17 protein-coding genes are annotated in these 13,578 nt (G+C 61.7%); 10 read left to right on the top strand and 7 right to left on the bottom strand.

Annotated features, from left to right (window positions below):
• Positions 1-85 precede the first annotated feature (85 nt).
• Positions 86-2,122, bottom strand: a complete 2,037-nt coding sequence (locus tag SJI03_RS17005; RefSeq protein WP_322427987.1) for an AsmA family protein — start codon at positions 2,120-2,122, stop codon at positions 86-88.
• A gap of 255 nt (positions 2,123-2,377) precedes the next feature.
• On the opposite strand from SJI03_RS17005, the gene SJI03_RS17010 reads away from it, so the two are divergent.
• The 6 genes from SJI03_RS17010 to SJI03_RS17035 all read left to right on the top strand — a co-directional run bounded on the left by SJI03_RS17010 (position 2,378) and on the right by SJI03_RS17035 (position 5,464).
• Positions 2,378-2,782, top strand: coding sequence for a DUF4398 domain-containing protein (locus SJI03_RS17010; RefSeq protein WP_322427988.1), 405 nt, complete (start codon positions 2,378-2,380; stop codon positions 2,780-2,782).
• Between the two features lie 32 nt (positions 2,783-2,814).
• Positions 2,815-3,714: an OmpA family protein gene (locus SJI03_RS17015; protein WP_099380101.1), complete on the top strand. Its 900-nt coding sequence runs from the start codon at positions 2,815-2,817 to the stop codon at positions 3,712-3,714.
• 63 nt (positions 3,715-3,777) lie between these two features.
• The gene (locus SJI03_RS17020; protein ID WP_374106441.1) at positions 3,778-4,338 is read left to right on the top strand and encodes a ferritin-like domain-containing protein; all 561 of its coding nucleotides are present in this window, start codon (positions 3,778-3,780) and stop codon (positions 4,336-4,338) included.
• Between the two features lie 58 nt (positions 4,339-4,396).
• Positions 4,397-4,699 carry a DUF883 family protein gene (locus SJI03_RS17025; RefSeq protein ID WP_035826246.1) on the top strand — a complete coding sequence of 101 codons (303 nt, stop codon included), beginning with the start codon at positions 4,397-4,399 and terminating at the stop codon, positions 4,697-4,699.
• An 18-nt stretch (positions 4,700-4,717) separates the two neighbouring features.
• Positions 4,718-5,104, top strand: a complete 387-nt coding sequence (locus SJI03_RS17030) for a phage holin family protein (RefSeq protein ID WP_034758936.1) — start codon at positions 4,718-4,720, stop codon at positions 5,102-5,104.
• Between the two features lie 21 nt (positions 5,105-5,125).
• Positions 5,126-5,464, top strand: coding sequence for a hypothetical protein (locus SJI03_RS17035; protein WP_035826249.1), 339 nt, complete (start codon positions 5,126-5,128; stop codon positions 5,462-5,464).
• Positions 5,465-5,513: 49 nt separating this feature from the next.
• Here SJI03_RS17035 and SJI03_RS17040 read toward each other — a convergent pair whose 3' ends face one another.
• The gene (locus SJI03_RS17040; protein WP_322427989.1) at positions 5,514-6,482 is read right to left on the bottom strand and encodes an IS1595 family transposase; all 969 of its coding nucleotides are present in this window, start codon (positions 6,480-6,482) and stop codon (positions 5,514-5,516) included.
• A gap of 185 nt (positions 6,483-6,667) precedes the next feature.
• Between SJI03_RS17040 and SJI03_RS17045 the strand changes: the two genes are divergently transcribed.
• Complete coding sequence (locus SJI03_RS17045; protein ID WP_322427990.1) at positions 6,668-7,822, top strand: patatin-like phospholipase family protein; 1,155 nt, start codon at positions 6,668-6,670, stop codon at positions 7,820-7,822.
• A 150-nt stretch (positions 7,823-7,972) separates the two neighbouring features.
• Here SJI03_RS17045 and SJI03_RS17050 read toward each other — a convergent pair whose 3' ends face one another.
• From SJI03_RS17050 to SJI03_RS17060, 3 genes are read right to left on the bottom strand one after another with little or no spacing between them, the layout of a single operon-like run.
• Positions 7,973-8,275: a hypothetical protein gene (locus SJI03_RS17050; RefSeq protein ID WP_322427991.1), complete on the bottom strand. Its 303-nt coding sequence runs from the start codon at positions 8,273-8,275 to the stop codon at positions 7,973-7,975.
• 44 nt (positions 8,276-8,319) lie between these two features.
• Positions 8,320-8,472 carry a DUF3309 family protein gene (locus SJI03_RS17055; RefSeq protein ID WP_010396415.1) on the bottom strand — a complete coding sequence of 51 codons (153 nt, stop codon included), beginning with the start codon at positions 8,470-8,472 and terminating at the stop codon, positions 8,320-8,322.
• A gap of 59 nt (positions 8,473-8,531) precedes the next feature.
• Positions 8,532-8,978, bottom strand: a complete 447-nt coding sequence (locus SJI03_RS17060) for a glycine zipper 2TM domain-containing protein (protein WP_070278587.1) — start codon at positions 8,976-8,978, stop codon at positions 8,532-8,534.
• Positions 8,979-9,243: 265 nt separating this feature from the next.
• Between SJI03_RS17060 and SJI03_RS17065 the strand changes: the two genes are divergently transcribed.
• From SJI03_RS17065 to SJI03_RS17075, 3 genes are all read left to right on the top strand, one after another.
• Positions 9,244-9,798, top strand: a complete 555-nt coding sequence (locus tag SJI03_RS17065) for a hypothetical protein (protein WP_034786326.1) — start codon at positions 9,244-9,246, stop codon at positions 9,796-9,798.
• A gap of 82 nt (positions 9,799-9,880) precedes the next feature.
• Positions 9,881-10,192, top strand: coding sequence for a BON domain-containing protein (locus SJI03_RS17070; RefSeq protein ID WP_046682432.1), 312 nt, complete (start codon positions 9,881-9,883; stop codon positions 10,190-10,192).
• Between the two features lie 71 nt (positions 10,193-10,263).
• Entirely contained in the window at positions 10,264-11,460 is a 1,197-nt protein-coding gene (locus SJI03_RS17075) for an AI-2E family transporter (RefSeq protein WP_416208759.1), read from the top strand.
• A gap of 62 nt (positions 11,461-11,522) precedes the next feature.
• On the opposite strand, the gene SJI03_RS17080 is transcribed toward SJI03_RS17075, so the two are convergent.
• Together SJI03_RS17080 and SJI03_RS17085 are read right to left on the bottom strand one after the other, a co-directional pair.
• Positions 11,523-12,470, bottom strand: coding sequence for a YihY/virulence factor BrkB family protein (locus SJI03_RS17080; protein WP_322427992.1), 948 nt, complete (start codon positions 12,468-12,470; stop codon positions 11,523-11,525).
• Positions 12,471-12,540: 70 nt separating this feature from the next.
• Positions 12,541-13,566: an OmpA family protein gene (locus SJI03_RS17085; RefSeq protein ID WP_099380448.1), complete on the bottom strand. Its 1,026-nt coding sequence runs from the start codon at positions 13,564-13,566 to the stop codon at positions 12,541-12,543.
• Between the last annotated feature and the right edge of the window lie 12 nt (positions 13,567-13,578).

Here is a 13,578-nt window from a genome sequence, read left to right on the forward strand (position 1 = left end):
TCTGGCAAGGCAGGGTCTGTTCGGCAACGCACATAGGGGTGTAACAATTGTAATCGCGCACGGCTGCCGTATCTGCTCATCTCCTTCAACGGCTTTTGCGCGGCGCCTTGCCCGGTTTCGGCGCCACCGGCTTCACGCGCGCCTGGGCCAGCAGTGCCGCGCATTCGCTATCCTCGACGGGGCCGGTATTCACCAGCGGCAGCAGGGCCGCCACAGGCGCCACCACGGCCAGCGCCAGTGCACCACCGGCGCGCAGGGCCAGCACGCCCTTGTCGACGCTCACGTCGGGCTTGCTGAAGGTGCCATGCACATACAGGGGCGAGCGCAGCGAAAAGATGCGCAAGCCCTTGCTGTCCGGTCGCAGGGTCAGGTCCAGCCGTTCATCGGCCAGGTTCACCGTGCCGTCGATATTCAGGACGGCATCATCCGTGTCGACGATGAACTGGCGCGTGCGCATCAGCCCCTTGGTGACAACGAAATCGGCGGCCATGCAGTTCAGCCTGACCTGCTTGTCGCCAGACAGTTTGGCCAGCACGACACTGCCGATATTCAAGCCCATTTCTTCCAATAACAGCTTGCTGATGCTGCCCCGGTTGATCAGCGCGCGCACTTCGCCGTTCGAGCTGCCCAGCAGGGTGGCGACGGAATTGCCGGTGGCCGACAGCGACGCGTCGCCATTGATTTCGCCCACGCTCGCTTGCAGGGCCGGCAGGCGGGGAAACAGTTGCTGGATGTGCAGATGGCGGGCGCTGGCCTTGAGTTCGGCCGCGATGCCGTTGGCGATGACCTTGCCGCTGCCGTCGAGCTTGATCTGCGACGTCAGGGTGCCGCCCGCCACGTTGAAATTCAGGGGCGTGAGCGAGAGCACGCCATCTGTCAGCACCACATGCGTGTCGAGCTTGCTGATCGGCAGCTCGGCATCGCGCGTGATCTTGTCCGCCGTGTAGCGCACGTCGGCGTCCAGGCTGGTCCAGCGCTCCGTCTTGAAGGTTTCCACCGGCAACACGCGGCCGGCCGGCTGCGTCGACGGTACGCCCCGTTCCTTCTTGCTGGCGCTGGAATCGGCGCCCACCAGCGGACCGAGGTCTGAAAATTGCAGCAGGCGCGAATGGACTTCGCCCGTCAGGCGCTTGCGCGGCGTGCTGGCGGAAAAAGCCAGCTTGCCACTGATGTCGCTGGAGCCCACCTTGCCGCTGAACTTGTCGTAGACCCACTCGCCGCCGCGCGGCGCCAGGGTGCCCGTCAAATGGCCTTCCGTGCTGAAGTGCGGCGTTTCCGGCAGCAGCACGCCCGTCAAGGGATACAGGCGCGCCATGCTGGGGCCGGATAGCTTCAGGCGCACGTCGAGCGCGGCCAGGTTGGTCGGGCGGGTCAATGTGCCTTCGATGGCCACGCTGATGCCGCTCGCGCGCATGTCGGCCTGGATGGGGAAGGGCGTGCCTTGCCGCTGCAGCGACAGCACGCTGCCCGCCTTGCCGCCGCCCTTGACGGTTTCGCCGCGGTAGGTGCCGGACAGTGTCCACGCGATGCCGTAGCGCGCATCGTCCGCGATGGTGTCGACATCGGCGCGCATCGCCGTTTTGCTGACGCCATCGTCCAGGGTCACGGTGCCCTTGCTGAAGACCACGCTTTGCAGTTCCAGCTGCCATGGCGACGGCTGGTCCTGCTTGTCGAAGGTCCAGTTGTTCTTGCCGTCCTTGCTGCGCAGCAAGCGCACCTGCGGCTTGTCGAAGCGCAATTGAGGAATGATGATTTTCTTGTCCAGCAAGGCCAGCGGATTGAGCGAGAACGCCAGCTGGCTCACGCTGGCCAGTTGCGCCTGGCCATCCGTGTCCGCCATGGTGTGCGGGTTGCCCAGGCGCACGTCCTTGGCTTGCAGGTGCGGCCAGGGCAGATAGTCGCGCCAGGTTTTTTGCCCCGCGTTAGTTGGCTGCTGCCACGTCAGCGCCAGGTCGCCCTCGATGGCGAACGGCCTTCCCATCGCTTCGCTGGCGCGCGCATTGAGCCAGGGCTTGGCGCGGTTCCAGTCCATGTTCAGCAGGATGAGCGAGGCGGTGACGGGCAGGGCGATCAGCACGGCGGTGCTGACGAGGGTGATTTTCTGACGACGGGAGAGCGGCATAAGCTGATTCTTTCTGGACAAGTAGTTGCGATGCTACAGGAATCGCTTCAAAGCCGGGCCTGTTTCAGGGTTTGCTGGCGGACACGTGCGCTGGCGCACGTTGCCCATGCAAGTATTGTCGATTTCTTACTCTATGTGCGGCACCGAACGGATATGCGGGGAACCGGAGCCTATAACGTCATACATCAAACGCAGTTCCTGATTCCAGATGTACCGATATCTACCCCATGCTTCACATTCTCCAGGAGAAGAAAAATGACAAACCGAGATTTCAAGATGTCCCCATTGGCCGCCTTGGCCGCCTGCGCCACCGCCGTCGTCCTGATGTCGGGCTGCTCCAGCCTGAAAACGCCAGCCACGGCCGACGTCGCCGTGTCGCGCGCCGCCGTCGATAACGCCGCCAGCGCCGGCGCCGCCGACCTGGCTCCAGATGAAATGCGCTCGGCACGCGAAAAAATGCGCATGGCCAACCAGGCCCTGAAAGACCGCGACTACAAGACGGCACGCGACCTGGCCGACCAGGCGCAAGCAGACGCCAAGCTGGCGCAAAGCAAGGCCAACTCGGCCAAGGCCACCAGCGCCGCCGATGAAATCAACGAGAACATCCGCGTCATGCGCGAAGAGCTCGACCGTGCCAATCAGCAAGCTCCAAAACAATAACTAACAACAATAACTAATAACAGGACCCCATCATGAAAAAAGCTACTTACACCACCATTCCCGGCCTGCTGGCCATGGCCGCTTTTGTCGCCGCCTGCAGCTCCGCACCGACCACCACCAGCCTGCTCGACCAGACGCGCGGCGACTACATGGCGGCGCAATCGAACCCGATCGTGTCGACCTATGCGCCACGCGAATTCCGCGAAGCGAGCGCTGCCCTGGAAGCGGCAAACGCGGCCGCCACGCGCCAGGAAGATAGCGAAAAGGTCGACAAGCTGGCCTACCTGGCCAAGCAAAAGATAGCCACGGCGCAAGAAGTTGCCAAGCAGAAAGCGGCGGAAGCCGATATCGCCAACGCCGGCAAGCAGCGCGACCAGTTGCGCCTCGATGCGCGCACGCAGCAGGCTGACCAGGCCACGGCCCGCGCCCAGTCGGCGCAAGCGGATGCGGAAGCGGCCAAGGCCCAGGCGCAAGCGGCCGAAGCGTCGGCCCGCGATGCGCAAGCCCGCGCCGCCGGACTCGAAGCGCAGCTGGCCGACCTGGCCGCCAAGAAAACCGAACGCGGCATGGTGATCACCCTGGGTGACGTGCTGTTTGGCACGGACAAGGCGAACCTGACGGCCGATGGCGCGAATACGGCGCGCAAGCTGGCCGACGTGCTGAAAAACAACCCGCAGCGCACCGTGCTGATCGAAGGCTTTACGGATAGCACGGGCGGTTCCGCGCACAACCTGGAATTGTCGCAACGCCGCGCCGAATCCGTGCGCAATGCGCTGCTGGAGCAAGGCATCAGCCGCGACCGCATCGCCACGAAAGGCTATGGCGCCGCCTATCCGGCCGCCGGCAATGACAGCGCGGCGAACCGCCAGCTGAATCGCCGGGTGGAAATCGTCTTGTCCGAGGACAACACGGCCATTCCCGCCCGCCGTTAAGCTGCGTCAGTTGACGCGGCAGTAGAAAGGCAGCACCGGCCGAAGCTTGACCGGTGGATACCCATGCAAGACTTGAAAGGAAACATCATGACCCAAACATCTGTTGAGATTCCAGCTGGCATCGATACGGCCGCCATCCGCGCCGCCGCCAAAAACCTGGACGACGGCGCCGTGACGGCCGGCTACCAGGGCGACCGTCAGGAGTTGATCACCCTGTTGAATGGGGCGCTGGCCACCGAACTGGTGTGTATTGCGCGCTATAAACGCCATTACTACACGGTGAGCGGACGCGACAACGGCAGCATCAAGGCCGAGTTCCTGGAACATGCGCAGCAGGAGCAGGAACACGCCGACTGGCTGGCCGAACGCATCGTGCAATTGAATGGCAAGCCAGATTTTAATCCTGCAACATTGCTTGCGCGTAGCCATGCCGAGTATGATGACTCTGAAGACGTGCAGAGCATGGTGCGTGCCAATCTGATCGCGGAACGGGTAGCGATCGAGTCATATCGCCAGATGATCGTGAAAATCGGCGACAAAGACCCGACCACACGCCATTTGTTGATCAAAATCATGGCTGTCGAGGAAGAGCACGCCGATGATATGCGCGATCTAATGGAATAGTGTTTTTGAGTAAAGTAGGTATAGTAACTACATTCATCCACAGCTAAGGAGCTAAACCATGTTGGAAAACAATATCACCACCGTTAATAACGATGTCAAAACCCTGGTCAAGGATGCGCAAGCCCTGTTCAGCGCCGCTGCCGCCCTGACGGGCGAAAAAGCCGATGAAGTGCGCGTCAAGGGCATGAAAACCCTCGACGCCGCGCTGGCCAAGGCGCATGAAGCGCAAGCGTCGGCCATCGTTGCCACCAAGCAGATGGCTGCCCAAGCTGACGGTTATGTCAAGGAAAACCCATGGCGTACCGTGGCTGTCGCCGCTGGCGTCGGCGTGCTGGTCGGCTTCATCCTGGGCCGCAAGTAATCCACTGTCAGGAGCGATATGGACAAGTCTGCTTCGTCTCACCAGGGGCCGGGATTGATCGGCTCGGTTGCCGGCCTGGCCAAAAACGCCGTCGGACTGATGTTGTCGCGGCTGGAACTGGCCACCATCGAACTGTCGGAAGTGCGCAATCACATGCTGCAGCTGATTGTCATTTTCGCGTTGGCGACCGTGGCGGGCTTGTTTGCCATCGCTTACGGCAGCGTGCTGATCGTCTTCCTGGCCTGGGATAGCCTGGGCTGGAAGATCCTGGCGATCATGACGGTCGTGTTCGTACTGCTGGCCATTGCGCTGGTCATGTATGCGCGCGCCATGCTGCGTCAAGGAAAGCTGTCCATGCCGGCCACCATGGCGGAATTGAAGGCTGACCGCGACATGCTGATGTAAGCGGCCTCACGAGGAGAATTCATGTCGGAAAACGACAAACTGGCGGCGCAAGCCGCCCGCAAGCGCCTGCTGATCGCCCAGGGCGAAATGTACCGCGTGGGCATCGTGCATGCGCGCGCCAACGTGGGCTACGCATTGCGTCCCGAGTCGATGCTGCAGGGTGTGGTCGAGACGGCGGTCGGCTTTGCCGGCCACCGGGTCGAATCGCTGCTGGCGCCGGGCGGCATGCGTTTGCAAGGCGCCATGCCTTACGTGCTGACGGCGCTGTCCTTTATCGGACGCAAGAAGCTGGTCAAGCCGGCCCTGGTCCTCGTGGCCGTGGCCGCCGTCGCCGCCAGCTGGCTGCGCCGCAAGCGCTGAACGCCAGCCGTGTTGCACAGGAACGCCGTCATTGACGGCGTTTTTTTGGCTATGTCACCATCAAATGTGGGAATGCGCCCAGGGTTGCTTTCAATAACGTTTCTGGTGAACGGATGCGTCTGGCGTCGAGTATCCAGCGCCAGCCCAGGTAATTTGGCAGGTAGCGCGTGGCCACGCCATGAAACGGACCGAGCCATTGTCTCAGGCGGCTGTGATACGCATTGACGTTCTGCACATGCGCGGCGCCCTGCACACGGATGCCGGCGCGCAAGTTGACGGCCTCGTGGCTGATACCCGCTTCTCTCGCAAACGCCCGGTAGGCCGCATGACCATCCGTTACCAGCAGAACATCCTTGTCGATAACGGGCAACAAACATCGGTGCAGCTGCGCCTTCGTCAACGCGCCTTTGCCCGTGACGAAATCGAGGGTCTGGCCCGTGCGGTCGCGCGCCACCAGGATGCAAACTTGCTCATTCGATATACCGCGTTTAAAGGCATGGCCGCCCCGGCGACGGGCCGGACGCGTCATCTGCCTCGATCCCTTTTCCGATTCCAGCACGTAGAGTTCATCGGCCTCGGCGATGCCATGCAGGCCATGCGGCCGGTCCGTCTTCGCCACGCTGAGAAAGCGGTGGCGCCAGCGAAACGTGGTGTTGCGGTGTAATCCCAGCTGCTGAGCGGCCTGGCGCACCGAGGCGGAATCGAGCAGGCAATCGGCATACGCGATCCATAGCGCCTTGTGACGCAAGCGGGCGAGCGGCGTGCCCGTCAAGGCATTGAAAGTGCGCCCGCAAGGCACGCAGCGGTAGCGCTGCAAGCTGTGCGCATGGCCATGCCGGTGCAGGTGAGGCGAGCGGCAGGCGGGACAGGCCAAGCGCGGCTGCGCCACGCTTTCCAGCAACGCGATGGTCGCGTCGTGCGGTGCGTTGCCACACAGCAGGGCCATGCCTGTCTGCCGCTGGCGTCGGTTCAGGTGAGCAAACTGGGCGATAAAACGCATCCATTCGGCTGGCTGCATGATCTGCTCCCTGTGTGGTAAGTATGCAGAGTCAGACAGCAATGCCATAGGAAGATTCCGGCATTTCCCCTATTTGTCGATGACAGAGCCTTTTTTTTTGCCCGTACCCAACGTCCGGCGCAGACCGACGCAATCCCTTACAATGATTCACGCCGCATCCGCGCGGCGGACAGAGGGCCATCTTGATGACGAATTCGAAGACACCGATCAATCAGTTAAATCCCTCGCGCCTGCGCATCGTGCTGGTGCTGCAAGGCGGCGGCGCACTGGGCGCCTATCAGGCGGGCGTCTACCAAGCGCTGCACGAACATGGCCTGGCGCCCGACTGGGTGGTGGGGACCTCGATTGGCGCCATCAATGCCGCCATTCTGGCGGGCAACAAGCACGAAGACCGGCTCGTGCGGCTGAAACAGTTCTGGCAGCGCGTGGCGCACCGCGACAGCGTCGACATGAATATGATTTCCGACCAGCAGCGCCGCTCGAACATCTGGCTGGCCACGCTCGATACGGTGCTGCGCGGCGTGCCTGGCTTCTTCAAACCGCGCACCTTCAGCCTGTTTTCCGCCGGAATCGCCGTCAAGCCGGAAGAGGCCAGTTTTTATGACACCAGCGAGCTGGCCAGCACCCTCGAGGAACTGGTCGATTTTGATTACCTGAACCAGCCTGGCGGCATGCGCCTGACGGTCAACGCCCTGCGCGTCAAATGCGGCAGCCTCACCAGTTTTGACAGCCAGCAGCAGTCCCTGACGGCCGATCACATCCGCGCCAGCGGTGCCTTGCCGCCCGGTTTTGCCGGCGTGCGCGTCGATGGCGATTTATACTGGGATGGCGGTTTGTACTCGAACACCCCGCTGGAAACCGTGCTCGACGATACGCCCCACGTCGACACCCTGGTCTTCATGGTGGACCTGTGGAGCTCGGAAGGGCCGGAACCGAGCACCCTCGACGAAGTGCAGACGCGGCAAAAGGACGTCACCTTCGCGTCGCGCTCGAAGCGGCATATCGCCGATTACGTCAATACGCACACCTTGCAGCGCAAATTGCGCGAACTGTACGCCGGCCTGCCCGACACAAAGCATAACCGGCAGCAGACAGAAGAGCTCGTTGCGCTGGGCTGCGACAGCACCATGCACATCGTGCGCCTGCCATACGCGGGGCGCGACTGGCATATGGCGGCCAAGGACATCAATTTTTCCAAGGGCTCCATCGAGTGGCGCTGGGAGCAGGGCTACCAGGATGGCTTGCGCGCGATCAAGGCGGCCGGCTGGCTGGCTTTTGTGACGGAAGACACACCGCTGGTTGTGCACGAGTTGCCGCCTTACGAGCGCGACGCCGCTTAGTGACGCCTGTCAAAACCTGCTGCGCGTCGGTATAGGCGGCCTGCGATGCTCACCGGCTCGGTGCCCCCGTACCTTTGTACGGTTGCGCTTCTTAGCCACCTCTCCCTTCCGCTCGCGACGGTTTTATCAGGTGTTGCCGGGAGCGGCTTATCACTGCGGATGGGCTGCCTCGCGCAGTTTTTCCGCGTTCGCCATGTCTTGCCGATACGTGTCTTGCGCGTCCTTCAGGCAGCTGGCGCGCGCGGAGGATGGTTCCGAGCGGCAGGCTTTCTTGGCTTCCGCCAGGGCGGCGGCGATTTCCTTGCGCAGGGTGCGCAGCTGGGCTTGCGCCGTGCTGTCTTCCTGGTACCAGCGTTGCGGGTCGCCCGGCTGCGGCGTGGCCGTCTGCGCCAGCGCGAATGGCGCCAGGCTGCAGGCGAGCAGGGTGGCCAAGAGTGTGTTGTGGATAGTCATGATATTTCCTCCTTGAAATAAAAAAGGCGCCGTAGCGCCTTTTTTTACAACCTGCCCGTCAGTAATAGCAGGATCAGTATCACTACGACCAGGCCGGCGATGCCGCTGGGGCCGTAACCCCAGTTGCGGCTATGCGGCCAGGTGGGCAGGACGCCGACCAGGGCCAGGATCAAGATGATCAGAATGATGGTGCCCATGGTATCTCCTTGTTGGTGCATGGTCCGGCGCAGGCTTGCGGACAAGCCCGGCCAGGGGATTAATAGCGGTAGACGCGGCCGTCAACGACGCGCACGCGGTTGCCCGGGCGCAAATCATTCGCGTTGTCCTGCACCACGGTGCGGTATTCGCCGTTGTCGAGGCGTACGCTGATCTGGTAAGCCTGCGCCTGCTGCCTGCGGCCTTCCACCTGGTTGCCCACGACGCCGCCGGCGACGGCGCCCGCCACGGTGGCGGCCGTGCGTCCGCCGCCCGAACCGATGGTATTGCCCAGCAGGGCGCCGGCGATGCCGCCGACCACGGCGCCGGCGCCGCTGGTTTGTCCGCCACCCTGCACGATCTGGATGGAGTCGACGGTGCCGTACATGGCCGATTCAGGCTGGTTGGCCGGGTAATACTGTTGTGACTGGGACGGGCCTGTTGCGCAACCGCTCAGTACGGCGGTGGCGGCGAGCATCAGTGCAGCCAAAGTGGCGTTGGTTTTCATTTTATTCTCCTGACGAGGTGAGGGTGTAGTGCCATCTTAGTCATGCCCCTGTCGTCAGTCTGTACGCTGCCGCACGTACTTATTTCGTGTCGAAATGATATTTTTCTTCACGGTGATCCGGCAAAACGTTGTTATTTCTCCCTGTCTGCCTTCCGCTTTCAAAATAAATTACTTGTGTACGGCAGCGTACAGAAGAGCGGCGGCGATCCACGTAAAACGGTAGTCATGCCAAGCAGACATGCTTGCTACCACCAGGGAGAAATACATGAACAAGAATAAGCTCTTCACCGCCATCGTCGTCAGCCTGGCGTGCGCCGCCTGGGGCGGCCAGGCAGTGGCTGCCACGCCGGAAGCAAAAGCAGCCTACAAGGCGGCCAATGAGCAGGCGGGCCTGAATTACAAGCTGGCACATGCCGAATGCGAAAAAATCACGGGCAACCCGAAGGATGTCTGCATCGCCGAAGCGAAGGCCGTGCGCACCTACGATGAAGCAGTTGCTCAGGCGCAATACACGAATACCCTGCGTGCCTACACCAAGGCGCGCATCAAGATTGCCGATGCCAACTACGACGTCGACCTGACGCGCTGCAATGCGCTGACTGGCAACGACAAGGATGTCTGCGTCAAGCTGGCCAAGTCCACCAAGGTGGCGGCCCTGGCCGACGCCAAGGCGGACAAGAAAGTCATCGAAGCGCGCAGCGATGCGCGTGAAGCAAAAAGAAAAGCCGAGTACAAGGTCGCGACAGAAAAATGCGATGCATTAGCCGGCGCAGCCAAGGATGACTGTATCAAGGCTGCAAAAACCCAGTTTGGCTACTGAGCTCCCTCCGGCGCGCAGTCACCACACTGGTATAAGAAGCTCATTGTGAGCACATTGATTGACCACTCCTAAGGAAAAAACCATGAAATTCACTAAATCTATCGCTACTGGCCTTTTCGTCGCTTCCCTGTTCGCTGTTGCAGGTTGCGCTTCGACCCCAACCAAGGAAGGCACGGGCGAGTACATCGACGACGCGGCCATCACCACCAAAGTGAAAGCCAGCATCTTCAATGAGCCTACCCTGAAATCGACGGAAATCAACGTTGAGACCTTCAAGGGCGTGGTTCAGCTGAGCGGCTTCGTGGCCCAGCCTTCGGATGCCGCCAAGGCAGGCGAAGTCGCCCGTGGCGTCAAGGGCGTGAAGTCGGTGAAAAACGACATCCGCGTCAAGTAATTGCCTGACCTGCCGCAGCGGCCAGCCCCATGGCTGGCCCTGCGGCCTCCACCGACCGTCGCGGGAATCGCATGCATATCCAGCCTACAGATACCCCGCCCGAGCCGGTGGCGGCTGCCTCCACCGAGCCTGCCGGGCCACCTCCCGGCGCACCCGTGGAGCAGCCAGACGCATCCCTGCGTTTGCCGCTGCATGTCAATGCGCGCGGCATGGCGCTGGGCATCATCGCCACCGTCAGCTTCATTTATGCGCTGCAGTGGGCACAGAAATTCCTCATTCCCGTCATTTTCGGCATTTTCATTGCCTATACCCTCAATCCCGTCGTTGCCTGGCTGGAAAAGCTGCGCCTGCCGCGCGCCATCGGCGCCACGGCCGTGACGGCCCTGATCCTGTTCGGTTCCCTTGTCGTGGTCGAGCGCGTGCAGGGCGAATTCGAATCGATCGTGGAAGAACTGCCGGCCGCCACGCATAAACTGTCGCGCCTGATCGCCGCCAGTACGGGCGGCAAGAACAGCACCTTCCAGAAGATGCAGGCCGTGGCCAATGAAATCGAGCAAGTGGCCGCCGGCGCCGAAGCGCGCCGCAACAACCGCCGCGCCGCCGCGGCCGAGGCGCCCAACTTCAAGATCATGGACTGGGTCTGGGCCGGTTCGCTGGGCCTGGTGGGCTTCCTCAGCCAGGCCACCATGGTCATCTTCCTTGTGTTTTTCCTGCTGCTATCGGGCGACACCTTCAAGCGCAAGCTTGTCAAGCTGACGGGGCCGTCACTGAGCCGCAAGAAGGTCACCGTGCACATCCTGGAAGACATCAATACGTCGATCCAGAACTATATGTTCATGCTGCTCGTCACGAATGGCTTGCTGGCCGTCCTGATGTGGATCGCCCTGCGCGTGATCGGCCTGGAAAATGCGGGCGCCTGGGCCATCGTGGCCGGCTTGCTGCACATCATGCCGTATTTCGGCCCCTTGCTCATCACCATCGCCACGGGCCTGGTCGCCTTTTTGCAGTTCGAATCGCTGGAAATGGTCTTGCTGGTGACGGGCACGTCGATGGCCATCGCCACCCTGGTGGGCACCTTTGTCACCACCTGGATGACGGGGCGCATCGCGCGCATGAATCCCACGGCCGTGTTCATCAGCCTGCTGTTCTGGGGCTGGCTGTGGGGCGTCTGGGGCTTGCTGCTGGGCGTGCCCATCATCGTCATCGTGAAGGTCGTGGCCGAGCGCGTGCAGGGCATGGAAGTGGTGGCGGAATTGCTGGGCGAGTAGTTTGCTATCACGCAAGAAAAACGGCACCCGCGGGTGCCGTTTCCGCATGTGGAGCGAGGGAATCAGGACTGGTGGCGCTTCAATATCTTGACTTGTACATCGCCATCGTCCGTCTTCGGCATATCCTTCATGCTGCCCAGTTGCAGGGCGAACTGGCGCGTAAACTCGGCACCGAGAAAGAAGATTTGCGCCGAGTAATATACCCACAGCAGCAGGGCCACCAGGGACCCGGCCGCGCCATAGCTGCTGGCCACGCCGCTATTGCCGATGTACACGCCAATCGCGTATTTTCCCAATGAAAACATGAAGGCCGTGCCGATGGCGCCGATCAGCACGTCGCGCCAGGACAGCCGCACGCGCGGCAGCATTTTATAGATGACGGCAAACAGGCTGGCGATGACGGCAAAGCCGATCAGGTTCGACAGGATGGTAAACAGCACGGCCGTGTCTTTCCACACGCCTTCCCAGAAGTTGGCGAGGATCGCCATGGCCGCGTTCACCACCAGCGACACCATCAGCAGGAAGGCCAGTACCAGCACCAGGCCGAAGGACAGCAGGCGCGTGCGCAGCATGTCCCAGGCGCCCGCTTCCTTCAGCGGCGGCACTTGCCAGATTTCATCGAGACTGGCTTTCAGCTCGGCAAACACGCTGGTGGCGCCAAACAGCAGCAGGGCGCTGGCGATGAGGGTGGCGATGCGCCCCTGTTCATGGTTTTTCGCGCCGGCCAGCACCAACTGGATGGCTTCGGCGCCCTGTGTGCCCAGCAAGCCCTGCAGTTGTCCCATCAGCTCGCCGCGCGCGGCGGCCGGGCCATAGAAAAAACCGGCGATGGCGATCACCAGCACGAGGATGGGGGCGATGGAAAACAGGGTGTAATAGGCGAGGGCCGCGCCCTTGCTCGAGGCGCGGTGTTCCAGCCATTCGGTGACGGAACAGACGAGGACACTGCGCATCTGCTTGCTGAACGGCGCCAGGCCGGCCAGCTTGGGATAGCGGGTAGAAATATTCATGATGGCTTTCAATGCAAAAAAGGGGCGCGAGCCCCTTTTTCTATTCATAAGTGGCGTACCACTGTCGAGCTTACTGCACGCGGCGTTCGATGGTGATCTGTTCCACTTCAACGCGGCGGTTTGGTTCCAGGCACTTGATCAGGTCGGCACGCTTCTTGTTATCGCAGGTGACGACAGGATTGGTGGAGCCCTTGCCTTCGGCCGTCAGGCGGTTGGCGGCGACACCGTGACCGACCAGGTATTCCTTGACTGCATCAGCGCGCTGCTGTGACAGTTTCAGGTTGTACTTGGGCGAACCGATGCGGTCGGCATAACCACTGATGACAACGTTGTTGACGTCCGGCGACGCGTTCAGCACGCGGGCGATCTCGTCGAGCTTGGTCTGTGTCGGACCCAGCTTGGCGCTGTCGAACGCGAACAGTTCCGTAGCCGCCATCGTCACTTTTTCAAAGCGTGGCGGCGGTGGTGGCGGTGGTGGCGGCACGACCACGACGACTTCTTCACGCACTGGCGGCGGTGGCGGTGGCGGCGGCGGTGCAGGTGGTTTGTCGAACGCGAAGTTCAGGCCCACGGTGACATAGTAGTTGTTGGACTTGCTGCTCGGATCGAAGGTATTGCCGCGCAGGAAGCCGTGCACATTGCGCACGTCAGCCTGGAACGACAATTGATCGTTGATCGTGGACTGGAAGCCCAGACCCACGCTGGCGTAAGGCGAGCTCTTGCTGCGTTCGCCAAAAGCGAAGCTGGTGTCCTTGTCGCGCTGCATGCCGGCACCAACGAGCAGGAAGGGGCGGAAGGCTTTGCGCGAGAACATGTACAAGCCGTCTACGCCCAGCGTATTTTGCTGGTAGCGCTGACCGCCATCCTTGGAACGGGCATACGTGGTGCCCAGCTGGATATCCCAGTCCGGCGAAACGGGTTTACCGAAACGCAAGCCTGCGCCATAGCCGGTTTTATCCGTGGCGAAGTCGGAATCTGGCTTGAGTGCGTTGAGGCTAGGTTGAATGTACCAGGAGGGATTGATTTCCTGGGCCTGTGCGCCGAGGGCGGAGCACAGAACTGCGGCGGCAACGGCGATTTTTTTTAGATTATTCACAAGTAACTCCCA

The sequence above is a fragment of the Janthinobacterium sp. GMG1 genome (genome assembly GCF_034427795.1).
GTDB lineage: Bacteria > Pseudomonadota > Gammaproteobacteria > Burkholderiales > Burkholderiaceae_D > Janthinobacterium.